Genomic DNA, 23,337 nt, shown 5'->3' with positions numbered 1-23,337 from the left:
AGGAGTGACCATGACCGTCCCCAGCCGCATCTGGTCGCCGCCGCCGTCGCGCCGGCCGAGCCGGTCGGCGCCATTGGCGGAACTGCCCGCACCGGCGGCCGTCGAGGAGGCGGAAGCCTTCATCCGGCAGTACCACGCCGAGACGCCGGCCCTCGGCCCGCCGACGGAACGCGTCGCCGAGGTCCGCCGGCAGATCGCCGAGACCGGAACGTACGAGCAGACCGCCGACGAGCTGCGGTTCGGTGCCCGGGTCGCCTGGCGCAACAGCGACGCCTGCATCGGCCGGCTCTACTGGCGCAGCCTGCAGGTGCGCGACCTCCGCACCGCCACGACCGGGCGGGACGTGATGCTCGCCTGCGTCGACCACCTGCGGGCGGCCACCAACCAGGGACGGATCCGTCCGGTCATCACGGTGCTTCCGCCGGACCGGCCCGGTCGGCCGGGGCCACGGATCGTCAACGACCAGCTCATCCGCTACGCCGGCTACCGCGAGCCGGACGGGTCGGTCCGCGGTGACCCGCGCAACGTCGAGCTGACCGAGCTGGCCCGTTCGCTCGGCTGGCAGCCGCCAGGCCCGCCCGGCCGGTTCGACGTCCTGCCGCTCATCGTCGAACCCGCCGGTGGCCGGCCGATGCTCGCCGAGCTACCGGCCGACGCCGTACTGGAAGTCGACATCGAGCACCCGGAACTGGACACGATCGCCGGCCTGGGGCTGCGCTGGCACGCCGTACCGGCGATCAGCAACATGGCGCTGCGGATCGGTGGCATCACCTACCAGGCGGCACCGTTCAACGGCTGGTACATGGGCACCGAGATCGGCGCGCGCAACTTCGGCGACATCGACCGCTACGACATGCTGCCGGCGGTCGCCAAACTTCTCGACCTGGACACCTCGGCCGAGCACACCCTGTGGCGGGACCGGGCCCTGGTCGAACTCAACCGGTCGGTCCTCTACTCGTTCCGTAAGGCCAACGTCACCATCACCGACCACCATACGGAGTCCGCCCGATTCATCACGCATCTGCGCAGTGAGGAGCGGGCCGGCCGGATATGCCCGGCGGACTGGAGCTGGATCGTGCCACCGATGTCCAGTTCGCAGACCCCGGTATTCCACCGGTACTACGACACCGCCGAACTGCTGCCGAATTTCCTCACCCCGGCGGCCACCCCGGCCACCGGCTGTCCGTTCAGTTCCGGTACGGCCACCACCGGCGACTCGCCGCCGTCTTCGGCGGCCGAATTAATGGCATCAGACATCTAACAGAATTTTCCAGCCGGTACGTACCGGCGTATAGCTTGCATGGAAATTGGCAACAGTCAGCAGCGTCACGCGCCGCCAGCCAGGGAGCGAACAAATGCCTGAGCAGGATTCAATTGACGTAGTCGTGGTCGGAAACGGCGTCATCGGCACCTCCATCGCCTACGAGTTGGCCCGGCGTTCCCCGGGGACGAGCATCGTCGTGCTCGGCCCGCGGCACCGCTCGGGCGCCGCCTCGATGGCCGCCGGCGCCATGCTCAACACCTTCGGCGAGATCACCAAGTACACCCTGATGTCGCCGGCCAGCCAGGCCAAGTTCCAGCTCTGCCGCGACGCGCTGGACGCCTGGCCCGCCTGGCTGGAGCAGCTCAAGCAGGAGTCCGGGGTCGCCGACGTCGACAAGTCGCTCAGCCACGGCACGACCGTGCTGCTCAACGCCAAGTCCGGTCACCTGGACGACGAGAACTTCGCGGCCCTCCTGGCGGCGCTGGCCAAGTTCGACGAACCGCACGAGGAGATCGCGCCCGCCGACATCCCCGGCCTGGACCCGCTGGCCGAGGCCCGGCCGCTGCGTGCCCTGCACCTGCCGCGCGAGGGCGCGATCGACGCCCGCGCCGTCCTGTCGGCGCTGGAGACCGCCGCGACCCGGCACGGCGTACGGTTCGTCGACGCCGAGGCCGCCGGCTTCGAGGTCGAGAACGGCACCGTACGCGGGGTGAGCCTGGCCGACGGCAGCACGCTGAGCGCCGGCACCGTCCTGCTCGCCGCCGGCTCGTTCAGCGGCCCGCTCACCAGCGTCTTCGAGGAGGGCAGCGTCCCGGCGATGTTCGCCGGCAAGGGCATCGCGGTCCAGACCCAGCGGCGGGTCGGCGTCGGCTTCCAGCACGTGGTGCGTACGCCGAACCGCTCCGGCTCCTGCGGCCTGCACGCGATCCCGCTCGGTGACGGGGTCGAATACCTCGGCGCCACCAACCTGCTGTTCTCCGAGCCGGCACACACCCCCGACATCGGCATGAGCGAGTTCCTCGTGCAGGTGGCCCGCGAGCAGCTCGACCACCGGCTGTTCTACTCCGACGTGGTGAGCTGGCTGGTCGGCAACCGCCCGGTCGCGATCGACGGTTTCCCGCTGATCGGCCGTACGTCGATCGACGGGCTGCTGGTCACCACCGGCACCTACCGGGACGGCTTCCACTGCTCGCCGGTGCTGGCCAAGCTCGTCGTCGACGACATCCTCGGCGAGGGCAGCCTCGCCGAGGCGCTGCCGCACTTCAAGCCGGAGCGGCGGCCGATCGAGTCGATGACGGTCGAGGAGGCGGTCAAGGAGTTCGCCTTCCACGGCGTCTCCGCCTCGATCGAGGCCGGCCTGCGGCTGCCCTCGCACACCGACACCACGGTGCTCGACGTGTTCTACCAGCAGGCGGCGCAGCGCTACTACGACGCCGTGGAACACCCGATCGGGCTGTCGCCGGAGGTGCTGCTCAGCATCGTCTTCGACCCCGACCACGCCGACCACCGGATCACCCGCTACCTCAACGCCGTCCACGCCCGTTACGCGTAGGTTCCCCGGGCCGGGTCCGACGGACCCGGCCCGCCGATCCCGACTGGGAAGGTGAGTGCTGTGCCGACCGGCAGCGTCGAATGGTTCGACATCCGTACCCCGGACCCCGAGGCCGCGAAGGCCTTCTACGCCGAGCTGTTCGCCTGGACGTACCAGCCGTTCGCGCCGCTGGGGGAGGTCATCGGGGCCACCATCTGGCACGACGGCAAGGAGATCGGAATGATCACCCAAGCCGACGGGGCGATCGTCGGCACCGCCAGCACCGTGCTGTTCGTCTACACCGACGACCTGCGCGGCACCGTCGAGCAGGCGGTGAAGCTCGGCGGCACGGTCCGCTCCGAACCGTCCATGATGGATGCCGAGTCGGGCGCGTTCGCCGAGCTGGCCGACCCCACCGGCGTACCGATCGGCGTGTGGAGCATGACCCTGTAACACCGCCGGATCACCGGGCGGGCGAGACGAGGTGGGGGAGATGACGGACAAACCCGTACGGCGGCACTGGCGGCTCCTGGGGGTCGGCCTGGTCGGCCTGCTGACCGTCGTCACGGCCGTGCTGGCCGTCCAGCTCGGCGCCCGTAACCTCGGCGGCGTCCCGCACCGCGACGTCGTCATCGACGGCCGCATCCCGGCCACGATGTACGTGCCGGGCGCGGTGCCGGGCAACAGCAGCACGGTCGACCTGCCGCCGTCGCCGCCCGGCGGCCTGCCGGCCGTCGTCCTGGCGCACGGCCACTCCGCGGACCGTTCGATGATGAACTGGCTCGCCCGCCGGCTGGCCGACGCCGGCTTCGTGGTGGTCACCTTCGACTTCCGCGGGCACGGCGGCAACACCGACCGGCACGAGATCCACGGCTTCGAGGGGCGCCGCGCCGACCTCACCGCGGTCTTCGAATGGGCGGCCCGGCAGTCGTACGTGGACGAGCGGCGGATCGCGGTCGCCGGGCACAGCATGGGTGCCGCCGCCGTGGTTGACTTCGCCACCCACGACACGCGGCCGGTGGCCACGATGGCGCTCGGCGGGTCGGTCGCCTCGGTGGAGGGCGGCGTCACCGCCCGCAACATGCTGTTCCTGGTCGCCCAGGGTGATCCGGTCCTGGTCCGGGACGAGGCGGTACGGACCGCCGAGGAGGTCTTCGGCGGCGACATCGACTTCGGCAGCGAGTACGGCGACATCGCGGCCGGGTCGGCGGTCGGGTTGCGCGAGATCGCCAACTCCAACCACCTGTCGATGCTGTACGCCGGGCAGACCGCCGACCTGATGGCCGACTGGATGGACCGGGCGGCGGGGCCGGGCGCGGCACCGCGTACCACCGACGACGACACCCGGCTGCTCGCCGTGTTCTACCTGGTCGCCGCCGTCGGCGTGCTGTTCGGGCTGGGGATGCTGGCCGGCACCGTCGCCGGGCGCCGGCCGGACCGCCGGGGCGCCGGCTGGCGCGCCCTACCGCTGGTGCTGGTCGCCGTGGTGCTCCCGATCCCGTTCCTGGCCTGGGGCGACGCCGGCTTGCTGATCGGCGTGGAGGCCGGTGGTGCGCTGGCGCTGCTGCTCGGGGTGGCCGGCGTCCTGCTGCTGGCCGTACGGCGCCTCGATCCGGTGCGGCGCTGGCTGACCCCGACCGGGCCGGTGCCGGCGTACGCCGCGACGGCATCCGTCGCGCCACCCGGCGCGGCACCGGCGCGGGTCGCGCCGCCGGAGCCGGCACCGGAAGCGGTGGCGCCCCCGGCCGGGCCGCGCCCCGAAGCCCCGACGGCCGGGGTACGCCGGCTGCTGCTGCCGGTGGCGCTGGCCGTGGGCGGCCTCCTGCTGGTCCTGCTGCCGGTCGGACCGACCGGACACACGCTGGTCCCGACCCCGGCCCGGATCGTGATCGCCCTGCTGATGGCGCTGATCATGCTGCCGTTCTTCCACGTCGTCGACGACCTGCTGCGGGCCGGCTCGCCGCTCGCCGCCAGCGGCTGGTCACTGGCCGCCCGCGTACTGATCCTGGGCGCCGTGATGGTCGGGGTCGGCAACGCGGTGCTGCCCGGCATGCTCGGGCTCTACCTGATGGTGCTGGCGCCGTTCCTCATCCTGCTCGAACTGGTCGTCGCCGGGGTCTACGTCGCCAGCCGGGACCCGCGACTCACCGCGCCGGTGCAGGCGCTCGCGTTGGGTTGGCTGCTGGCCACGCTCTCGCCGGTGGTCTGGTGAGCGACACCCTGACCGGTCCGGTCGAGGCCGCGGTCTGCCTCGACGACCTGCGGGCCGCCGCCGGCGCGACGACCACCGCCGACGCGTGGAACTTCGTCGAGGGCGGCAGCGGTGGCGAGCACACCATGCGGGAGAACGGGCTGGCGTTCGACCGGGTCCGCCTGCTGCCCCGGGTCGCGGTCGACGTCGCCGGCCGTACGGCCCGGACCCGGCTGCTCGGCCTGCCGGTGCCGGTCCCGCTGGCGGTGGCGCCGATGGCCTACCAGACGTGGCTGCACCCGGACGGGGAGGTCGCCACCGCGGCGGCGGCCGCCGCCGCCGGGGTGCCGTTCGTGGTGAGCATGATGGCCAGCCGTACGGTCGAGGACATCGCCGCGACCGGTGCCGCCACCGTCATGCAGCTCTACTGGCTGCGCGACCGCGGGCTGTTCCGGGAACTGATCGGCCGGGCCGAGGCGGCCGGCTGCGCGGCCCTGATGCTGACCGTCGACGTACCGCTGCTCGGCCGCCGGCTCCGCGACATGCGCGGCGGGCTGGTCCGGCCGGCGACGGTGGTGGCGGCCAACCTCGGCGGCGCGGGCGGCGGCCCGGGCGCGGGTGCCGGCCGGGCCGGCAGGTCGGAGGTGGCCCTCCACACCAAAGTCCTGTTCGACCCCTCGTTGAGCTGGGCGGACGTGGCCTGGGTCCGGTCGGTAACCCGGTTGCCGCTGGTGCTCAAGGGAATCCTCGACCCGGACGACGCCGCGCTGGCGGTCGACGCCGGCGCCGACGCCGTGGTGGTCTCCAACCACGGTGGGCGGCAACTCGACGGGGCGGTTGCGACGGCGACCGCGCTGCCGGCGGTGGTCGACGCGGTCGCCGGCCGCTGCGAGGTGCTGGTCGACAGCGGCATCCGCGGTGGCGTCGACGTGCTCAAGGCCCTGGCGCTCGGCGCGGCCGGGGTGCTGGTCGGCCGGCCGTTGCTGTGGGGACTGGCGGCCGGGGGAGCACCGGGCGTGACCCGGGTGTTCGACCTGATCAGCGAGGAGCTGCACGAGGCGATGGCGCTGGCCGGCTGCCCCGACGTGGACAGCGCGCGCCGGCTGCGTACGTCGGTCGCCGGCGGCGGGTGCTGAGCTACCGCGCGGAGGTCAGTGCCGGGTCGGCGCCGGTCGCCGGCCGGCGGGGCGTGCGGCGGGCCGGCCCCAGCAGGCTGCGCTCGGCGGGCTCGGAGCCCAGGCCGAGCAGGTAGAGGCAGCGCGGCACGGCGGCCGGCGGGCCCTCGATGGTGACCGATCCGCTGAGCACCGCCTCGACCGGCTCGATCAGCCCGGAGCCGAGGTCGAAGAACGTCTGCGTGTCGGTGCCGATCCGCAGCACCGGGTCGGTCGCCGGCCCCGACCTGGTCGCGACCTTGCCGTCGCTGGCGATGACGTGGAAGACCTCGCCAGCGACGTCGAACTCGTACGTCTCGTCGGCGGTGGCCCGCTCGGCCTGGCACATCGCCTCGATCGCGAGCACCGCCCAGGAGGCGCGGGTGACCGTGGCCGGGCTGGGCTCGGACTGCCCGGACATGACGGCGAGGCCGAAGCGGGCCATGGCGAGCACGGGCTCACGCAGCTTCTCGCCGAGCTCGGTGAGCGCGTAGCCGCCGGTGCGCCGGTCGGGGTCGGTCGGCTCGATCACCCCGGCCTGGGTGAGGAAGTTGAGCCGTTCGGCGAGCAGGTTCGTGCCGATGCCGGGCAGCGCGTCGAGCAGTTCGCGGTAGCGGCGGGGGCGCAGCAGCATCTCCCGGACGATGAGCAGGGTCCAGCGCTCGCCGACGATGTCCAATGCGTACGCCAGACCGCACTGCTGCCCGTATGTGCGCCGTTCGCGCTGCTCCTTCACCGTCGCTCCTCACCGGGCCGTCCCGCGGGCCGTGTTCCGGCCGCGGCGGCGCCTACCCGGGGCCGCGCGCCCGCGGCCCCACCACCACCCGGCCCCACCATCACCTGGTCAGAACACCGCCTGGCCAAACACCACCCGACCCCACCCGGGCCGGGCGGCACCGCAGCGGGGCCGCCCTCCCAGCTTACCTTCAAAATCACGTAGTGCGGGGTACCCGTTCGGTGGGTGCCGGTGTGGTCGTTACATGATCCCGTTTGCCGTGCTAGACGATCTGCGATCGGCTCGCTACCGGCAGTGCCGAGGGGGTGGTGAGGTGAGCGTGGCGGCGCGGTTGGTATGTCCGGAGGATAGTAAAGGGTCTCAGGTGGGTGGATCCGTCCGGGCCGGCCGTCGCCGGGCGAGCTTCCAGCCGATCACCACGAGGGCGACGACGTTGGCGGCCAGCACGGTGAGCGTCACCGGGTCGATCTGCCCCCCGTGGCTGGCGTGCCCGCCCGCCACGCGGGGCGGTGCGCCGTCGCCGACCCCGAACGACACCGTGCCGGTCGCGACCGCGCCGTTGGCGAACCTGACGTGGTACGTGGCCGAGTAGCCACCGGAGCCGCTGATCGAGACGGGCTGGCGGATCTCGTAGCGGTCCACGACCGGACGGCCGGCGATGACCGCCCGGCCGTCCGCGTCCAGGACCGTGACGTGCGCCGAGTCACGGTCGATCTCGCCGGCGAAGGTGAGCGAGACCGTCTGCGGTGCCGCCTCGACGACCGACTGGTCGGCCGGTGCCGCGGCCGCGAGCCCGACGGGTTCGTCCAGCACCAGCGGCAGCAGCCCGAGCAGCGAGACGGCGAAGATCCCGATGGCGACCGCGCGGCGCAGGGTCGCCGCGGTCATCGGGCCAGTGCGGCCGCCGTACGGGCCGGTGCGCAGCGGCAGGTCATCTTCGCGGCCTCGACCTTGGTCGGGCGCACGTGCAGGTACATCGCGATGATCATCGGCAGGAACACGATCGCGTTGTAGAAGAGGTGCAGCTCCACCCGGGGCACCACCAGCTGGGCGATGCTGACCGGGGTGGCGCTGCCGAGCAGGTGCGCGCCGGTGAGCGACTGGATGAGCAGCAGCAGGTGCTCGAGGTGGTGCCACACCTGGATGATCAGCGAGATCCGCCACCAGGTCCGCGACCGGCCGTGGAAGCCCGGCAGCAGGATGGCCAGCCCGATCAGCATCACCAGCGCGTATCCGTAGTGCAGCCACTCCTGCTGCACCAGCCAGGGGAACGGCATGCCGAGCACGCCGCGCGCCTCCGGCGTCGGCCAGCCGAGGCCCCAGATCTGCACCGCCTGGACGATGTGCTCGGCCCAGTGGGCGACCACGATGATCATGTAGATGGCGAGGGCCCGCTGGTGCAGCGGGCCGTTGAGGGTGGCGATCAGGCTCTTGGCCCGGCTGCCGGATGACTGGGTGGCGGTCATTGACGCACTCCGTCCGGGGTGGTGACGAGGGCGGTCGCCCCCGTCCTGGTGGACAGCTCGACCGGTCGAGGGCGCTCGACCGGTGGTGTACTTGACGACACCGTCAACCTAAGATCGATCGATGTCATCCTCTCTGTGTCATGCGGACCTCTCGGCCGTCGTGGCGGCGATGCCGAAGGTCGAGCTGCACGTTCACGTCGAGGGGTCGATGCGCCCCGAGACGTTTCTGCGGCTGGTCCGCAAGCACCACCTCGACCTCGGCGTGCGCACCGAGGCGGAGGTGCGTGAACTGTTCCGGTTCCGCGACTTCGCGCACTTCCTCGACCTCTACGAGAGGTGCACGGCGGCGATCCGCGAACCGGACGACATCTCTTTGATCACGTACGAGCTGGGGCTGCGCGCGCACGGTCAGAACGTCCGCTACCTGGAGGCGACGTACAGCCCCGGCCCCCGCTACCGCGGCCGGGGCATCCCGTACGACGAGCAGCTCGACGCGCTGTCCCGGGCGGCCGACCGGGTGCTCGCCGACACCGGCGTACGGATGCGCTTCGTGCTCGACCACGTCCGGGGCGAGCCGCTCGACGAGTGCCACGAGGTGGCGGCCATGTGCGTGGCCGGTGCCCGCACCGGTGCCGTGGTCGGCCTGGGGCTCGGCGGCTTCGAACCCGGCCGGCCGGCCTCGCTGTTCGCCGAGGCGATCCGGTACGCCACCGCCAACGGTGTCGCCTTCGTCCCGCACGCCGGCGAGGCGGTCGGACCGGAGGGGATCTGGGACTGCCTCGAGTTCGGCCCGGCCCGCATCGGGCACGGCATCCGGGCCGCCGACGACCCGGACCTGCTCGCCGTGCTGCGCGACCGCCGGATTCCGCTGGAGGTCTGCCCGACCAGCAACCTGTGCACCGGCACCGTGCGCGACCTGCGCGAGCATCCGCTGCGCCGGCTGTGGGAGGCCGGGGTGCCGGTGACCGTCAACACCGACGACCCGTCGATGTTCCACACCGACCTGACCGACGAGCACCGGCTCGCGGTGACGCACTTCGGGTTCAGCGTTGCCGAGCTGGCCGAGATGACGCTGGCCGGGGCCGACTCGGCGCTGCTGCCGGAGCCGGACCGGCACGACCTGGGCCGGCGGCTGCGGGCCGAACTGGCGGAGTTCCGGGTCAGCGCGCACTGAACCTCGCTCCCGCCCCGGCGAACCCGGCCGCGGCCGCCGCCACGTGTGCGGGCGTGGTGCCACAGCATCCACCCACAATGGACAGTCCGAAGTGGTCGCACCAGTCGGCCAGCAGGGCGCCGAAGCCGGCGGGGCCGGTGTGCGGTGCGACGTACCGGTCGACCGCGGTGTTCGGCGCGATCCCCGTCCGGTCCTCCACGTTCGGGTACGCGCCGAACGGCGTACCGGTGTCGGCCAGCGCCGCCGCCAGGGCGGTCAGCGCGGCGCCGGTGTCGGCCGGCCCGGTGCAGTTCACCAGCACCGCCGCCGCCCCGGCCCGCACCAGCCGGGCCGCCACCGGTGCCAGCGGCTCGCCGGACAGCAGCCGGGCGCCGGGGGCGCACACCAGGCTGACCCAGACCGGCACGCCGTACGCCCGCGCCTCGGTCAGTGCCGCCAGCGCCTCGCGCGCGGTGTTGACCGTCTCGACCAGCAGCAGGTCCACCCCGTTGGCGACGAGCAGCCCGGCGAGCCAGCGCGCCTCGGCCCGGATCTGCGCGTCCGGCGGCACCAGGTGCGGCTGGTAGCAGTCCTCGGCCGGCCCGATCGAACCGGCGACCCGCGCCGCCGGCCGGACCGTGTCGCGGGCCGTGACCGCCAGCCGGACGGCGATTTCGACCAGGTGGCGGGCGGCTGGTTCGTCGAGTCCGGCGCGGTCCAGCGTCCGGCGGTTGCACCGCAACGTGTTGGCGGTGACCACGCCGGCGCCGGCGGCGAGGTAGCGCTCGTGCACGTCGCGGACCAGGGTCCGACCGGCGGCGTCGCCGAGCGCCTCGCTGCTCCACAGTGGATCGCGCATCGACCGGCCGTGCCGCTGGAGTTCGGTGGCCATCGCACCGTCGAGGAGCGTCGGTCGCGCCGTGGGCACCGGCACCTCCCGGGGAAGTCGGCTCGAATCGATGCTCCGCCGCCGTTTCCGCGTAGTCCACGGGTCTTGCCGCCGGTTGCCATATTTCGCGGCCGGTCGATCTACGGCACCTATGGTTTTGCTCGTCCGAGCCGTCCCAGCCGTGAGGAGTTTCCATGTCACGACGGCGCAGCAGATTTCCCACCATGGCACTGGCCCTCGCGGTCGTGCTGCCGGTCACTACCGCGGTGCTGGCCGGTGGCGCGCAGGCGGCCCCGTCGACCACCGGTGCCCCGTACGCCGAGCCGTGGCTGACTCTCGTCACCGGCGACCGGGTGCTGTCCCGCCCGGACGCACCGGCCGGACAGGAACTGGTCGTGAAGCCGGCGCCGGGCCGCGAGTCGGTCCGGTTCCAGCGGTCCGTCCGGGGCGGCGACGTACACGTCGTACCCTCCGACGCGGCCACCCTGATCGCCGCCGGCACCGTCGACGCGCGCCTGTTCAACGTCAGCCGCCTGCTCGAACTCGGCTACGCCGACGCCGACGCCCGTGAGCTGCCACTGATCGTGACCGCCGCCGACGAGACCCGGGCCGCGGCGGCCGCCGGCGGCCAGGCCGTCACCCGGCTGCCGCTGATCGACGCGGCGGGGGTACGGGTGGCGCGCGACCGGGCCGGGCAGTTCTGGTCCCGGCTGGCACCCAAGAACGACGTACCCGTGCTGGGCGGCGGAGCCGCCGGGCTCTGGCTCGACGCCCCGCTCTCCGCCACGGCCGGCGGCAGCGGCGCGCCGGACCTCGGTGCCGACTCGGAGTCGCGGCTGATCGCCGCGATGCGGGCGGCCACCGAGCGCCGGGAGGCCGTCGTCGACCTCGCGGTCGTCGAGCGGTTCCCGGCCACCGGGGCCGGTCCGATCGACCTCGCCGTGACCGCCGGCGGGACCGACGGCACCCGGTTCGTCCGGTCCGGCGCGGCGGCGCGTACGCCGGTCGTGACCCAGGCGAGCCACCAGCTGACCCTGGTCGCCACCGACCACAACGGCAACCCGGCCACGAACTGGACCGTCACCTTCAACGACGTGGAGCGGGAGAACGTCGTGACGGCGACGGACCCGTCCGGCACCGCCGTGGTCTCGCTGCCGGCCGGCAACTACTTCATGGAGGCCCAGATCGGCACCGGTGCGCTGAGCACCTACATCGCCGAGCCGCTGGTGGTGCACGACCGGGCCCGGACGATCGCGCTGACCGCCACCGAGGGCCGCCCGATCGGGCTGACCGTCGACCGGTCCGACGCCGAGCCGGGCGAGGTCGCCGCGATCTTCTCCCGGATGACGGTCGACGGCCGGATGATCGGCGGCAGCACGCACGGGGTCAACTTCGACGGCATGCTGGTCCGGCCGTCGGACAGTGCCGCGCCGGCCGACCAGTTCGTCTTCTACGTCGCCGCCCGGCTGGCCCGGCCGGACGGCCAGGGCGGATTCGGTGGCAGCCCGTACCTCTACCATGTGCAGTGGCTCGAACCGGACCGGGTGCCGACCGACCTGATCCGGCACATGGGTGACGCCGAGCTGGGCAAGGTGCAGGCCCGGCTGGCCGCCGCGGCCCCGGGCAAGACCGGCCGCAAGGACTACCTGGTCCACGGCACGCTGCCGTTCACCATCACCGAGTACTACGTGCCGGACACCCCGTGGCTGTCGTCGGTGGGCACGTTCACCGGGGCGCCGAACGACAACCCGGAGACGATGCTCTACAGCGGGGCGCGCATGTTCAGCGCCGGCAACCAGGGCAGCGAGCGCTGGAACACCGGGGTGTTCGGTCCGTCGTTCCCGGCGAGCTGGCCGTGGTCGTGGACGAAGGCGACCCGGACCGGCAACCAGATCGATGTCGAGATCCCGCTCTTCACCGACCACGGCGCGAACCGCGAGGCGCGCTCCAACGTGACCGGCGCGACGACGAAGCTCTTCCGCAACGGCTCGCTGGTCGGGCAGAACACGCAGGTGGCGACCGGGTCGTTCACCGTGCCGGCCGGGCAGGCGACGTACCGGCTGGAGGCGAAGGCGACCCGCAGCGGGGTGGCCGACCTGACGAGTTCGGTGTCGGTGCAGTGGACGTTCAAGTCGGCGACGGTCACGGCCCCCCAGCGGCTGCCGCTGGCGGTGGTCCGGTTCGCGCCGAACCTCGACGACCACAACCGGGCGCCGGGCAGCACGGTGTTCTCCGTACCGGTCTCGGTGCAGCGCCAGGACGGATCGGCCGGTGCCGCGACGAAGCAGTTGACCGTCGAGGCGTCGTACGACGGCCGGTTCTGGTTCCCCGTGCCGCTGCTCGGGTCGGGTGACTCCCGTACGGCACTGGTGCCGCACCCGCGGGGTGTGGACCACGTGTCGCTGCGGGCCACCCACCTCGACAAGGCCGGCAACCGGGTCGAGCAGACGATCACCCGGGCCTACCAGGTGCGCCGCTGACGCAGGACCAACCGCGAACCGGGGTCGGCCCGACGGGCCGGCCCCGGTTCGTGTGCCGGATCAGCGCACCGTGCCCCGTACGTCGACCAGGGCCGCTCCGGTGCCGGTCGTGCCGGTTCCGACGGTGACCTCGAACCCGTTGTCGGAGAGCAGCCCGCCGACCGTGTCGGCGATCTGGGTGGCCTTGCCGCCGCCGGGCGGCTCCCACACCAGATGCAGCCGGCCTCCGGGGCGCAGCAGCCGCTTGAGCAGGCCGGCCTCGGCGTCGGCGCGGCGCACCCAGAAGAGGTTCACGTTGACCGCGAAGATCACGTCGAAGGTGGCGGCACCGAGTTCGACGTCTTCCAGCGCCGCCGTGTGCAGGACGACGCGGCCGGTGTCGACGTGCTCCCGGTTGCGTTGCCGGGCGCCGTCGATGGCCTTGTCGGAGCGGTCGATGGCGGTGATCGTTCCGCCGTCGAGCAGGTCGGCGACGAGGGCCACGGCGACACCGCGGCCGCAGCCGATCTCGAGTACGTCGTCGCCGGGCTTCAGCCCGAGCCGGTCGACGGTCCATTGCAGACGCTCAGGAACGGACTGTGTGCCCATTTCACCATGTTAGCGGGTGAACCGGCGGAAAGCGGCCCGTGGCGGGCTTACCAGTCGACGCGGTACAGCGCCTGCTCGACCTCGTTGGCGAACCCGCCGATCATTCCCTCCAGCGCCGTGTTGGTCAGCGACACCACGCTGACCTCGGCCACCGGGTCGACGTAGCAGTGCGTGCCGTAGACCCCGCTCCAGCCGTAGCTGCCGACCGGCCGGGCGTCGCCCGCCTCCGCCCGGTCGCGTACGACCGAGAAGCCGAGCCCGAAGCCGTAGCCGGGCGCGATGTCCAGCGGGTGACCCTCGACCGCGTCGGTCGTCATCAGGTCCGTCGTGGCGGGGGAGAGGACCGGTGCGCCGCCCAGCCGAACCGCCTCCAGGAAGCGCAGGTAGTCGCGGGCGGTGCCGACCATGCCCATCCCCGCGGACGGGTAGGCGTCCGGGTCGGTGACCCGGTCCGGCGCGTAACGGATCACACCCGCGTAGGGCAGCGGCACCTCGTCGGCGGCGCCCATCCGGCGGGCCGGCCGGCCCGGCTCGTCGGCGTACGCGGCCGGCAGTCGGGCCGGGTCGGCGGCGTGGAAGACGGTGTCGCGCATCCCCAGCGGGCCGGTCACCAGACGCGCCACGACGGCGGGCAGCGGCTCACCGGTCAGCGCCTCGACCATCGCGCCGACCACGTCGGTCGCCAGCGAGTAGGACCAGGCCGTGCCCGGCTCGAAGAACAGCGGCACGCCGGCCAGCCGGCGCAGGTTGTCGGCCAGCGTCGACGTGCTGACGTCGGCGCCGTCGGAGACCCCGGCGTCGGCGTACGGCTGGTTGTCGGGCTGCAGGAAGCCGTAGCCGAGCCCGGCGGTGTGGGTGAGCAGGTGGCGCAGGGTGACGTCCGGCGTGCGGCCGTCGGCGAGCGCGGGGCGGAAGTACGGCAGCACCTCGTGTGCCGGGGTGTCCAGGGTGAGCCGGCCCTGCTCGACCAGGGCCAGCGCGGCAACCGAGACGAGCGGCTTGGTCATGCTGGCCAGCCGGAACTGGGTGCCGGCCGAGGGGCGGACCTGGTGCTCCCGGTCGGCCCAGCCGGCGTAGCGCTCGTAGACGACGACGCCGCGCCGGGCGACCAGGACGGCCGCGCCGATCACCCGCCCGCTGTCGACCGCGTCGTCGACGACCGGGTCGAAGTGCTTGGCCACCCCGGGATCGGGCACCGCCGGATCGGCGGCGTGGGCCGGGGCGTGGGGCGTGATGGGCGCGGCGTCGGACACAGCGGGCCTCCCGGGTCGGGGTCGCGTCGCCGCCAGATCCTAACAGGATCGACCGGCCAGCTATATGAATCTTGCAATCCGTCGACGGCTTCCGTCCGGCAAAGGTCTTTCAAAGCGTTGAAAGACAAGGATTACAGCAGGATGCGGACCGGTTCACGGGTATACATGGTCAGTCATCAACTCTATGATTTTCAAGTGACTGAGCACCCGGGTCTGTGATGGAGGAAGGCAAATGACGATCCCGCTCATCGGTACTCCGGTTCCCGCGACCGGCCTCGACCCGCTGGAGCCGAGCTTCCAGAACGACCCCTACCCCTACTACAACTGGCTGCTGCGAAACGACCCGGTCCACCAGGGCGCCGAGGGCACCTGGTACGTCACCCGCTACGCCGACGTACGGCTCGCGATGAGTGACAAGCGGTTCGGTTGCGCCAGCGTGCGCGACTTCTGGGAGGTCATGATCGGCCCCGGGCCGCTGAAGGACATCATGGCCTACACCCTCTTCTTCGAGGACGACCCCAACCACACCCGGCTGCGGTCCCTGGTCGCCCCGGTGTTCGCCCCCAAGCGGATGCGGGCCCTGGAGCCCGACATCGACCGCACCGTCGACGCCCTGCTCGCCCCGCAGGCCGCGCGCGGCGAGATGGACCTGGTCAGCGACTTCGCCGCACCGGTCGCCCTGGTCTTCGTCTGCGACCTGCTCGGCATCCCGCCGGAGGGCTACCAGGGTGTGCGCACCTGGTCGCTGGACATCGCCCCGACCCTCGACCTCGTGCCCAACGAGGAAGAGATCAGGAAGGGCAACATCGCGATGGGGGCCTTCGCCGACTACCTGCGCGAGCTGATCGAGATCCGCAAGGCCCAGCCGCGCGACGACCTGATCAGCATCATGCTCGCCGAGGTCGAGACGAGCACCCGCGCCGGCGAGCGCCCGGTGAGCGTCAACGAGATCATCAGCACCATCATCTCGGTCGTGTTCGCCGGCCACGACACGGTGACCAACCAGATCACCAACACCATCCTCGCCCTGCTGCGCCACCCCGAGCAGCTCGAGATGCTGCGCCGCGACCGCAGCCTGATCCCGGGCGCGGTCGAGGAGGGGCTGCGCTACGACTCCGCGGTGCAGTCGAACAGCCGCCGGCTCGGCGAGGACGTGGAACTGGGCGGCAAGCTCCTCAAGAAGGGTGACTTCGTCGTCGCGCTGATGGGCGCCGCCAACCGCGACCCGCTGCAGTTCGACGACCCGGACCGCTTCGACGTGACCCGCACCAACGTCCAGCCGATGTCGTTCGGCGCCGGAATGCGCTTCTGCCTCGGCGCGGTGCTCGCCCGGATCGAACTGCGGTCGGCGCTGGACCGCCTGGTCAACCTGGAGAACATGCGGTTGGCGTGCGCCGAGGAAGACCTTTCCTACCAGCGCAGCTCGATGTTCCGCAGCCTGGTCGACCTGCCGATCACCTTCGACCCGGTGCGCAACTACCCGCGCTGAGCGATCCGAGTCCGATCCACCGTGGTCAATCGGGGAATCCGTCGCCGGATCTTGGCTTTCACCCTGAGCGATGATCCGATGACATAAGATACGCCCGCACGGCCGCCCCTCCCGCCACGCGGGAGGGGCGGCCATCGTGCTCACTGGTGCGCCGCCGCCGTCCGCCGACCCCCAGGGAGATCCGCGCCGATGACCACCGAAGTCGCCAGCCCCCGCGCCGGACACCGCGAGTGGCTCGGGCTCGCCGTTCTCGCCCTGCCCTGCCTGCTGGTCTCCATGGACCTCACCGTGCTCAACCTGGCGGTGCCGCACCTCAGCGCCGACCTGCGGCCCAGCGGCGCCCAGCTGCTGTGGATCGTCGACATCTACGGCTTCCTCATCGCCGGCTCGCTCATCGCCATGGGCACCCTCGGCGACCGCGTCGGCCGGCGCCGGCTGCTGCTGATCGGCGGCGCGGCCTTCGGGGCGGCGTCCCTGCTGGCGGCCTTCTCCACCAGCGCCGAGATGCTCATCCTGGCCCGGGCACTGCTCGGCGTCGCCGGTGCGACCCTGATGCCGTCGACCCTCTCGCTGATCCGCACCATGTTCCACGACCCGGCCCAGCGGACCCTGGCCATCGGCATCTGGACGATCAGCTTCTCGCTCGGCGCGGTGATCGGCCCACTGGTCGGCGGTGTCCTGCTCGAACGGTTCTGGTGGGGTTCGGTGTTCCTGGTCGGCGTACCGGTCATGGTGCTCCTGCTGGCCCTCGGCCCGGCCCTGCTGCCCGAATACCGCAACCCGGCCGCCGGACGGTTCGACCTGCTCAGCGCGGCCATGTCGGTGGTCGCCGTGCTGGCGGTCATCTACGGCATCAAGCAGATCGCCGAGGGCGCCGCGGCCTGGACCGCCGTGGTCTCCATCGTGGCCGGCGTCGTGGTGGCCGTCCTGTTCGGCGTACGGCAGCGCCGCCTCGCCGACCCGCTGCTCGACCTGCGGCTGTTCCACCGCGTGGCGTTCAGCGCCTCGCTCGCCGCGCAGACGCTGGCGTTCCTGGTCGCCTTCGGCACGCTGTTCCTCATCGCCCAGTACCTGCAACTGGTGGTCGGGCTCTCGCCGCTGGCGGCGGGCCTGTGGACCGTACCGTCGTCGATCGGGTTCATCGCCGGCGCCATGGTCGGACCGGCGCTGGCCACCCGGCTACGGCCCGGGTACGTCATGGGCGCCGGACTCGCCTGCGCCGCGATCGGGTTCGCCGTCCTCACCCAGGTCGAGGCGGGTGGGGGAGTGGCCATACCGGTCGTCGCCTCGGTCGTGTTCTGCGTCGGCCTCGCCCCGGTCTACATCCTGGCCACCGACCTGATGGTGTCGACCGCGCCGGAGGAGGAGGCCGGTGCCGCGTCGGCGATCTCCGAGGCCGGCTCCGAGTTCGGCACCGCCCTCGGCATCGCCATCCTGGGCAGCGTCAGCACCGCCGTCTACCGCGGCATCATGGCCGACACCACGCCCGTCGGGGTCGCCTCCGACGCCGCCGGCTCGGCCCGGGACACCCTCGGCGGCGCGGTCGCGGTCGCGGAGGAACTGCCCGGCCCGCTCGGCGCCGAACTGCTCGCCGCCGCCCGCGACGCCTTCGCCCGGGCACTGGAGGTCACCGCCGTCATCAGCGTGGTGCTGACCGTGGCCATGTGCGCGGTCGCCGTCGTCGCGCTGCGCACCGTACGGACCGCGCCGGTCAAGACCGACTGACAAGTCCCTTTCAGGTTTCGGCCCGGCCCGTACGGCCGGGTGTAGAAAGCTCCTGGACGGCTGTCCGGCCCGCGCTGAGGAGGACCGATGAGCACCAACCCCACCGACAGTTCCACGATGGACTTCGAGGCGTTCTACCAGGGTGAGTCACCGGTCGAGGGGATGACCTTCGCCGCCGTCCCGTGGGACATCGGTGCGGTGCAGCCGGTCGTGGTCGACTGCGAGCGGGCCGGCCGGATCTCCGGCAGCGTGCTCGACGCCGGCTGCGGGCTCGGCGACAACGCCATCCACCTCGCCAAGCTCGGCTACCAGGTCGTCGCGGTCGACGTCGCCCCGACCGCCGTCGAGTGGGCCCGTAAGCGGGCCGACGCCGCCGGTGCCGACGCCGTCTTCGAGGTCGCCGACGCGACCAGCCTCGCCGCGTACGAGGGCCGCTTCGACACCCTGCTCGACAGCGCCCTGTACGACGTACTCGACGCCGACCAGCGCCGCGCCTACGCCGCCGCCCTCCACCGGGCCGGCCGTCCCGGCTCCCGGCTCAACCTCTTCTGCTTCGCCGACACGATGCCGTTCGACCTGCCCGGCGTCTACCGGATCTCGGCCGACGAACTGCACGGCACCCTCGGCGGCGCCGGCTGGCGGATCACCGACCTGCGGATCGGCACCTACCTGGTCAACACCGTCGCGGGCGAGTTCTTCAGCCGGGCCGGCATCCCGGTCGACAAGGACGAGCTGGGCCGCCCGAAGCTGCCGGCCTGGATCTGCGAGGCCGAGCGCGACTGACCGGGCGGCGGCCCGTTCAGGCCGTCGGCACCACCATCGGCGCACCGGTCGCCGGGTTGGGCATCACGATGCTCGGCAGGTCGAAGACCCGCCGCATCAGCGCCGCGTCCACGATGTCGGCCGGTGCCCCCTCGGCGACCACCCGGCCGTCCTTCATCGCCACCAGGTGGTCGGCGAACCGGCACGCCTGGTTGATGTCGTGCAGCACCGCGATGACCGTACGGCCCTCGTCCCGCAGCCGGGCGAACAGGGCGAGGAGCCCGTACTGGTGGGTGATGTCGAGGAACGTGGTGGGCTCGTCGAGCAGCAGGTACGGCGTCCGCTGGGCCAGCACCATCGCGATCCACACCCGTTGCCGCTGGCCGCCGGACAACTCCTCGACCTGCCGTCCGGCCAGTTCGGCGACCCCGGCCGCCGCCATCGCCTCGTCGACCGCCCGTTCGTCGTCCGGCGACCACGTCGACAGCAGCGACTGGTGCGGGTAGCGGCCCCGGGCGACCAGCCGCCGGACCGTGATGTTCTCCGGCGCGACGAGTCCCTGGGGCAGGAAGCCGACCTCCCGCGCGAAGGCCTTCGGCCGGTGGGCGGCCACGTCGCGGCCGTCGAGGCGGACAGCGCCGGTCGCCGGGGTGAGCAACCGGACGAGCGCCTTCAGCAGCGTCGACTTCCCGCACGCGTTCGGCCCTACGATCGCGGTGAACGCGCCGTCGGGGATGTCGAGGTCGATCTGTGTCGACACCACCCGGTCGCCGTACGCGAGGGCCAGGTCCCGGGCGGTCAGCCGCGCCTTCACCGTCGCTTCACCTCCCTGATGAGCAGCCAGATGAGATAGCAGCCGCCGATCGCCGTCGTCACCACGCCGACCGGCAGCGCGACCGGGGCCAGCAGCAGCTGCGCGACGAGGTCGGCGCAGAGCAGCAGCAGCGCGCCGGTCAGCGCGGCCGGCAGCAGGGTGACGCCGGCGGCCCGGGCCAGCCGGCGGCCGATCTGCGGCGCGGCCAGCGCGATGAACACGATCGGACCGGCGACCGCGGTCACCGTCGCGGTGCAGCCGACCCCGACCAGGACCAGCAGCAGGCGGAGCCGGTTCAGGCCGACCCCGGAGGTGACCGCGAGCTGGTCGCCGAGTGCCGCCTGGTGCATCGCGTTCGACAGCGTGACGAGTGCGAGGGCGAGCACGCCGACCACGGCGAACGGCAGGTACAGCTCGTCCCAGTCGACGCCGTTCAGCGAGCCCGCGTTCCAGCCGGTCGCGGCGATCGCCACGTCGAGTTCGGCGCGCAGCACGATCCACGAGTTGAGCGCGGTCAGGATGGCGTTGACCGCGATCCCGGTGACGACCAGCCGCAGGCCGCTGAGCCCGGAGTCGAGCGACAGCAGGTAGATCGTCGCCGCGGCCAGCAGGCCGCCGAGCACCGAGCCGGTGGCGAGCTGCGCCGACGTCCCGTTCAGGACCGCGATCGCGATCAGCGCGCCGGTGTACGCGCCGGCGTCCAGGCCGATGACGTCCGGGCTGCCGAGCGGGTTGCGGGTCAGGTTCTGGAAGATCGCCCCGGCGAGGCCGAGGGCGGCGCCGAAGACGAGGGCCGCGGCCACCCGGGGCAGCCGCCACTGGAGGATCACCACCGACGAGTCGCCGCGTCCGGTCAGCGCCGCGAACACCTCGGGCGGTGTCGACCAGGTGCTGCCGTGGCTGAGGCCGACGAACGCCAGCAGCAGTGCGACGCCGAGCAGGGTCAGTGACACGGCGACCGTACGCCGCTCGACCAGGGCCGAGAACCGCCCGGCCCGGATCGCGACCGGGGGTGCGTCGCCGGTCACAGCGCCGCCGCCCCGTAGCGGCGGACGGCCCAGATCAGCACGACGCCGCCGATGAACGCGGTCACCACGGCCACCGGCACCTCGCCGGTGGGCAGCAGGACCCGGGCGCCGATGTCGGCGATCAGCAGCAGGACCGGCCCGAGCACGATCGCGTACCCGGTCAGCCAGGGGACCGAGCCGGCGGCCAGCCGGCGGGCCAGGTGCGGGACGATCAGCCCGACGAAGGCGATCGGCCCGGCCACCGCCGTGGCCGCCCCGGCGAGCAGGGTGACGAGCACCAGCACGGCGGTGCGGGTCCGCGCGACGTGGGCGCCGAGCGCGTGGGCGACCTGCTCGCCCAGGGCGACGGCGCGCAGCGGCCCGCTCACCACCATGGCGCCGACCAGCGCGGCCACGATCAGCAGCACCGGTACGGCCAGCGGTGTCTGCTCGGTGCCGGCCAGCGTCCCGACCGACCAGAAGCGGTAGCGGTCGAAGACGTCGGGGAAGAGCAGCCGTAGCCCCAGCGAGACGCCCATCAGGACCGAGGTGAGCGCCACGCCGGCGAGGACCAGCCGCAGCGGTGAGGTACGGCCGACGGCGTACACCACGAGGGCGGCGAGGGCGCAGCCGGCGACCGCGAGCCCCAGCCGGGCGGACTGCGTGCCGGCGAGGCCGAACAGGACACCCAGGTTGATCGCGAACCCGGCACCGGCGGTCACCCCGAGGATGCCGGGTTCGGCCAGCGGGTTGCGGGTCAGGGCCTGGATCAGCGCGCCGGCGGTGCCGAGGGCGGCGCCGACGCAGATGCCGATCACCGTACGGGGGATCCGGATGTCGCGGACGATGAGGTGCTCGTCGGTGCCGGCGTAGTCGGTCAGGGCCCGCCACACCTCGGCCGGTGGGATCGCGTGCGCCCCGATGCTCACGCTGGCACCCGCCGCGACGACGAGCAGCGCGACGGAGCCGGCCAGGATGGCGACCTGCCGCGGCAGCTCAGTCGTCGTCAAACCCGGCAACTCCGCGCTTCCAGTACCCGGTGAACAGGGCGTCGAGCCGGCCCCGGCGCCACGCCCGCAGCGGCCTGATGTCACCGGCCTCGCCGGCCGCGAAGAGGAAGTTGCGCCCGTCGGGCAGCGGCAGCGCCTCGACCGTGGCGGCCAGCCGGGAGCGGCCGTCGGCGCGCAGCAGCCAGGTCACCTCGACGCCGGCCCGCTCCGCCAGCGGGTACGCCTGCTCGTCGGCGTGCCCGGTCTCGATCACGAGGTGGGCCGAGACGTCGGCCGGTGACTCCTCCAGCCAGCGGGCGGCGGCCGGCAGCGCGGTGGCGTCGACCGCGAAGACGTAGTGGTCGTAGTTGAGGGCGAACGCCTTCGAGCCGGGCGGGCCGGCGATGGTCACCTCGTCGCCGACCCGTACGCCGGCCGCCCAGGTCGAGGCGATCCCGCCCGTGTGGAGCACGAAGTCGAGGTCGAGTTCGCCGGCCGCCGCGTCGTACCGCCGAACGGTGTAGCGGCGGGTGGTGGGCAGCGGGTCCGGCCAGTCGAGCATCTGTCGGTCGTTGGGGACCGGCACCCGCCGGGTGCCGTCCCGATCCGGGAAGACGATCTTGACGTGGTCGTCGGCCTGGTAGGTGTGGAATCCGGCGAGATCCGGTCCGCCGACCGTGAGCCGCACCATGCGCGGGGTGACCTGTTGCCGGGCCAGGACCGGCACGGTGCGGACCCCGATCGGGTACGGCACGCGTGTCGTGCCGGTCCCCGTCCGCTGGTGGGCGGCCATCGCCGCACGCGGGTCGGGGCGGGCCGCGCTCATCGGGTGAGCAGCGGCGCGAGCGCCTGGTCGAGCGAGTCGAGGGTTTTCAGTGCCGACGCGAACGTCGCCGCCTCGGTGTAGCGCACCGGGAAGACCAGGCCGGCCTTCACCGCCGGCAGGTTCTTCCACAGGTCGGTGTCGAGCACCCGCTGCACCGCCTCGCTCACCGTGCCGTCGGCCTGGAGCGTGTACGTGATGGCGTCGGCCGCGCCGAAGCTCGCCGGCACCTCCTCGATCGACGGGTACTCGGTGACGTCGAGTCCGCCGCCGCCCTTCTTCTTGACCTCGCCGTAGTACGTCACGCCGACGTCCTGGGCGATGTTGGTGCCCCACGAGCCGGCGAACTCGCGGTGGAACGTGCCGGCGGCGACGGCGCCGTACGCGCCGAGGTGGCCGAACTCGAGGCCGGTGAGGGCGTCGGCGTACTTCGTCTTGAGTTCGGCGGCCTTCGTCTCGTACGCGGTCTTGGCGGCCTCGAAGTTGTCGAGCCGGCCGGCGGCGTCGGACTGGCGCCGCGACAGGTCGCGCCACGCCGAGGGGACGGTCGGGCCGATGGCCACGACGGGCGCGATCGACTCCAGCCGGTCCAGGTCGATGTCGGCGAGGACCGGTGCCGGTACGCCGATGACGATGAGGTCGGGTTTCGCGTTGGCGATGGCCTCGTAGTTGGTCTCGGCGGCCGTCTCCCCGGCGATCTTGTCGAGGCCCTCGTAGGTGGCGAGGTCCTCCTCGGTCATCATCGCCAGCCCGCGCTTCCAGGTCGAGATGCCCACCAGGGCGGCGTCGGCCTCGATCAGGACCGGGACGGCGTAGCCGGTGGCCACCACCCGCTTGGGGTCGGCCGGGATCGTGATGTCGCCGTTGTCGGCCTGGAAGACGCGGGTCGCCACGTCGCCGCCGGTGTCGTCGGTGCCGGAGTCGGTGGCGCCGCAGCCGGCGAGCAGGCCGAGCGCCAGGACCGTGGCACCGACCAGGCGCCAGGAGGGTCGAGTTGACATTGCCTTGTTCCTTTGAACCGTC

At 72.6% G+C, this 23,337-nt stretch carries 21 protein-coding genes; 10 read left to right on the top strand and 11 right to left on the bottom strand.

Going from position 1 to position 23,337, the window contains the following annotated elements:
• Window positions 1-10 precede the first annotated feature (10 nt).
• The 5 genes from AB0I42_RS01225 (at window position 11) to AB0I42_RS01205 (ending at window position 6,122) form a co-directional block, all read left to right on the top strand.
• Window positions 11-1,261, top strand: coding sequence for a nitric oxide synthase oxygenase (locus AB0I42_RS01225; protein ID WP_357533015.1), 1,251 nt, complete (start codon window positions 11-13; stop codon window positions 1,259-1,261).
• Window positions 1,262-1,355: 94 nt separating this feature from the next.
• Entirely contained in the window at window positions 1,356-2,816 is a 1,461-nt protein-coding gene (locus tag AB0I42_RS01220; RefSeq protein ID WP_357533013.1) for an FAD-dependent oxidoreductase, read from the top strand.
• Between the two features lie 60 nt (window positions 2,817-2,876).
• A complete protein-coding gene (locus tag AB0I42_RS01215; RefSeq protein WP_357533011.1) occupies window positions 2,877-3,248 on the top strand; it encodes a VOC family protein in 372 nt (123 codons plus the stop codon).
• Window positions 3,249-3,288: 40 nt separating this feature from the next.
• The gene (locus AB0I42_RS01210) at window positions 3,289-5,007 is read left to right on the top strand and encodes an alpha/beta fold hydrolase (RefSeq protein ID WP_357533009.1); all 1,719 of its coding nucleotides are present in this window, start codon (window positions 3,289-3,291) and stop codon (window positions 5,005-5,007) included.
• Window positions 5,008-5,054: 47 nt separating this feature from the next.
• Window positions 5,055-6,122, top strand: coding sequence for an alpha-hydroxy acid oxidase (locus AB0I42_RS01205; RefSeq protein WP_357533433.1), 1,068 nt, complete (start codon window positions 5,055-5,057; stop codon window positions 6,120-6,122).
• 1 nt (window position 6,123) lies between these two features.
• On the opposite strand, the gene AB0I42_RS01200 is transcribed toward AB0I42_RS01205, so the two are convergent.
• The 3 genes from AB0I42_RS01200 to AB0I42_RS01190 all read right to left on the bottom strand — a co-directional run bounded on the left by AB0I42_RS01200 (window position 6,124) and on the right by AB0I42_RS01190 (window position 8,342).
• Window positions 6,124-6,876, bottom strand: coding sequence for a helix-turn-helix domain-containing protein (locus AB0I42_RS01200; protein ID WP_357533008.1), 753 nt, complete (start codon window positions 6,874-6,876; stop codon window positions 6,124-6,126).
• A 360-nt stretch (window positions 6,877-7,236) separates the two neighbouring features.
• The gene (locus AB0I42_RS01195; protein WP_357533006.1) at window positions 7,237-7,764 is read right to left on the bottom strand and encodes a copper resistance CopC family protein; all 528 of its coding nucleotides are present in this window, start codon (window positions 7,762-7,764) and stop codon (window positions 7,237-7,239) included.
• Window positions 7,761-8,342 carry a hypothetical protein gene (locus AB0I42_RS01190; RefSeq protein ID WP_357533004.1) on the bottom strand — a complete coding sequence of 194 codons (582 nt, stop codon included), beginning with the start codon at window positions 8,340-8,342 and terminating at the stop codon, window positions 7,761-7,763. Before AB0I42_RS01190 ends, AB0I42_RS01195 begins: the two co-directional genes overlap by 4 nt.
• Before the next feature lie 121 nt (window positions 8,343-8,463).
• On the opposite strand from AB0I42_RS01190, the gene add reads away from it, so the two are divergent.
• The gene (gene add / locus AB0I42_RS01185; RefSeq protein ID WP_357533002.1) at window positions 8,464-9,516 is read left to right on the top strand and encodes an adenosine deaminase; all 1,053 of its coding nucleotides are present in this window, start codon (window positions 8,464-8,466) and stop codon (window positions 9,514-9,516) included.
• On the opposite strand, the gene AB0I42_RS01180 is transcribed toward add, so the two are convergent.
• On the bottom strand, window positions 9,503-10,423 hold the full coding sequence (locus AB0I42_RS01180; RefSeq protein WP_357533000.1) for a homocysteine S-methyltransferase family protein: 921 nt from the start codon (window positions 10,421-10,423) through the stop codon (window positions 9,503-9,505). The two genes, add and AB0I42_RS01180, sit on opposite strands and share 14 nt — an antisense overlap.
• A 155-nt stretch (window positions 10,424-10,578) precedes the next feature.
• On the opposite strand from AB0I42_RS01180, the gene AB0I42_RS01175 reads away from it, so the two are divergent.
• Window positions 10,579-12,864, top strand: coding sequence for a hypothetical protein (locus tag AB0I42_RS01175; protein ID WP_357532998.1), 2,286 nt, complete (start codon window positions 10,579-10,581; stop codon window positions 12,862-12,864).
• A gap of 60 nt (window positions 12,865-12,924) precedes the next feature.
• On the opposite strand, the gene AB0I42_RS01170 is transcribed toward AB0I42_RS01175, so the two are convergent.
• Together AB0I42_RS01170 and AB0I42_RS01165 are read right to left on the bottom strand one after the other, a co-directional pair.
• Window positions 12,925-13,452, bottom strand: coding sequence for a class I SAM-dependent methyltransferase (locus AB0I42_RS01170; protein WP_357532996.1), 528 nt, complete (start codon window positions 13,450-13,452; stop codon window positions 12,925-12,927).
• Between the two features lie 47 nt (window positions 13,453-13,499).
• Window positions 13,500-14,705, bottom strand: a complete 1,206-nt coding sequence (locus tag AB0I42_RS01165) for a serine hydrolase domain-containing protein (RefSeq protein WP_357532994.1) — start codon at window positions 14,703-14,705, stop codon at window positions 13,500-13,502.
• 232 nt (window positions 14,706-14,937) lie between these two features.
• Here AB0I42_RS01165 and AB0I42_RS01160 point away from each other — a divergent pair, with 232 nt between their 5' ends.
• The 3 genes from AB0I42_RS01160 (at window position 14,938) to AB0I42_RS01150 (ending at window position 18,702) form a co-directional block, all read left to right on the top strand.
• Complete coding sequence (locus tag AB0I42_RS01160) at window positions 14,938-16,194, top strand: cytochrome P450 (RefSeq protein WP_357532992.1); 1,257 nt, start codon at window positions 14,938-14,940, stop codon at window positions 16,192-16,194.
• Window positions 16,195-16,383: 189 nt separating this feature from the next.
• A complete protein-coding gene (locus AB0I42_RS01155) occupies window positions 16,384-17,919 on the top strand; it encodes an MFS transporter (RefSeq protein ID WP_357532990.1) in 1,536 nt (511 codons plus the stop codon).
• Window positions 17,920-18,006: 87 nt separating this feature from the next.
• Entirely contained in the window at window positions 18,007-18,702 is a 696-nt protein-coding gene (locus AB0I42_RS01150; RefSeq protein ID WP_357532988.1) for a class I SAM-dependent methyltransferase, read from the top strand.
• Between the two features lie 16 nt (window positions 18,703-18,718).
• Here AB0I42_RS01150 and AB0I42_RS01145 read toward each other — a convergent pair whose 3' ends face one another.
• From AB0I42_RS01145 to AB0I42_RS01125, 5 genes are read right to left on the bottom strand one after another with little or no spacing between them, the layout of a single operon-like run.
• Complete coding sequence (locus tag AB0I42_RS01145; protein ID WP_357532987.1) at window positions 18,719-19,495, bottom strand: ABC transporter ATP-binding protein; 777 nt, start codon at window positions 19,493-19,495, stop codon at window positions 18,719-18,721.
• Window positions 19,492-20,523, bottom strand: coding sequence for an iron chelate uptake ABC transporter family permease subunit (locus AB0I42_RS01140; RefSeq protein WP_357532985.1), 1,032 nt, complete (start codon window positions 20,521-20,523; stop codon window positions 19,492-19,494). The genes AB0I42_RS01145 and AB0I42_RS01140 overlap by 4 nt, the downstream gene beginning before the upstream one ends.
• Window positions 20,520-21,512 carry an iron chelate uptake ABC transporter family permease subunit gene (locus AB0I42_RS01135; RefSeq protein WP_357532983.1) on the bottom strand — a complete coding sequence of 331 codons (993 nt, stop codon included), beginning with the start codon at window positions 21,510-21,512 and terminating at the stop codon, window positions 20,520-20,522. Before AB0I42_RS01135 ends, AB0I42_RS01140 begins: the two co-directional genes overlap by 4 nt.
• A complete protein-coding gene (locus AB0I42_RS01130) occupies window positions 21,499-22,317 on the bottom strand; it encodes a siderophore-interacting protein (protein WP_357532982.1) in 819 nt (272 codons plus the stop codon). Before AB0I42_RS01130 ends, AB0I42_RS01135 begins: the two co-directional genes overlap by 14 nt.
• Window positions 22,314-23,315 carry an ABC transporter substrate-binding protein gene (locus tag AB0I42_RS01125; protein ID WP_357532980.1) on the bottom strand — a complete coding sequence of 334 codons (1,002 nt, stop codon included), beginning with the start codon at window positions 23,313-23,315 and terminating at the stop codon, window positions 22,314-22,316. Before AB0I42_RS01125 ends, AB0I42_RS01130 begins: the two co-directional genes overlap by 4 nt.
• Window positions 23,316-23,337 lie beyond the last annotated feature (22 nt).

This window comes from Polymorphospora sp. NPDC050346 (genome assembly GCF_040655695.1).
Taxonomy (GTDB): Bacteria; Actinomycetota; Actinomycetes; order Mycobacteriales; family Micromonosporaceae; genus Polymorphospora; species Polymorphospora lycopeni.
The sequence above is the reverse complement of the archived record's forward strand: the minus strand, read 5'-3'. Positions and strand labels throughout refer to the sequence as shown.

Bases quoted from the DNA above. Each gene is read 5' to 3' on its own strand.
- AB0I42_RS01225 (WP_357533015.1), top strand. From the start codon at position 11: ATGACCGTCCCCAGCCGCATCTGGTCGCCGCCGCCGTCGCGCCGGCCG.
- AB0I42_RS01220 (WP_357533013.1), top strand. From the start codon at position 1,356: ATGCCTGAGCAGGATTCAATTGACGTAGTCGTGGTCGGAAACGGCGTC.
- AB0I42_RS01210 (WP_357533009.1), top strand. From the start codon at position 3,289: ATGACGGACAAACCCGTACGGCGGCACTGGCGGCTCCTGGGGGTCGGC.
- AB0I42_RS01195 (WP_357533006.1), bottom strand. From the start codon at position 7,764: ATGACCGCGGCGACCCTGCGCCGCGCGGTCGCCATCGGGATCTTCGCC.
- AB0I42_RS01190 (WP_357533004.1), bottom strand. From the start codon at position 8,342: ATGACCGCCACCCAGTCATCCGGCAGCCGGGCCAAGAGCCTGATCGCC.
- add (WP_357533002.1), top strand. From the start codon at position 8,464: ATGTCATCCTCTCTGTGTCATGCGGACCTCTCGGCCGTCGTGGCGGCG.
- AB0I42_RS01175 (WP_357532998.1), top strand. From the start codon at position 10,579: ATGTCACGACGGCGCAGCAGATTTCCCACCATGGCACTGGCCCTCGCG.
- AB0I42_RS01170 (WP_357532996.1), bottom strand. From the start codon at position 13,452: ATGGGCACACAGTCCGTTCCTGAGCGTCTGCAATGGACCGTCGACCGG.
- AB0I42_RS01160 (WP_357532992.1), top strand. From the start codon at position 14,938: ATGACGATCCCGCTCATCGGTACTCCGGTTCCCGCGACCGGCCTCGAC.
- AB0I42_RS01155 (WP_357532990.1), top strand. From the start codon at position 16,384: ATGACCACCGAAGTCGCCAGCCCCCGCGCCGGACACCGCGAGTGGCTC.
- AB0I42_RS01150 (WP_357532988.1), top strand. From the start codon at position 18,007: ATGAGCACCAACCCCACCGACAGTTCCACGATGGACTTCGAGGCGTTC.
- AB0I42_RS01130 (WP_357532982.1), bottom strand. From the start codon at position 22,317: ATGAGCGCGGCCCGCCCCGACCCGCGTGCGGCGATGGCCGCCCACCAG.
- AB0I42_RS01125 (WP_357532980.1), bottom strand. From the start codon at position 23,315: ATGTCAACTCGACCCTCCTGGCGCCTGGTCGGTGCCACGGTCCTGGCG.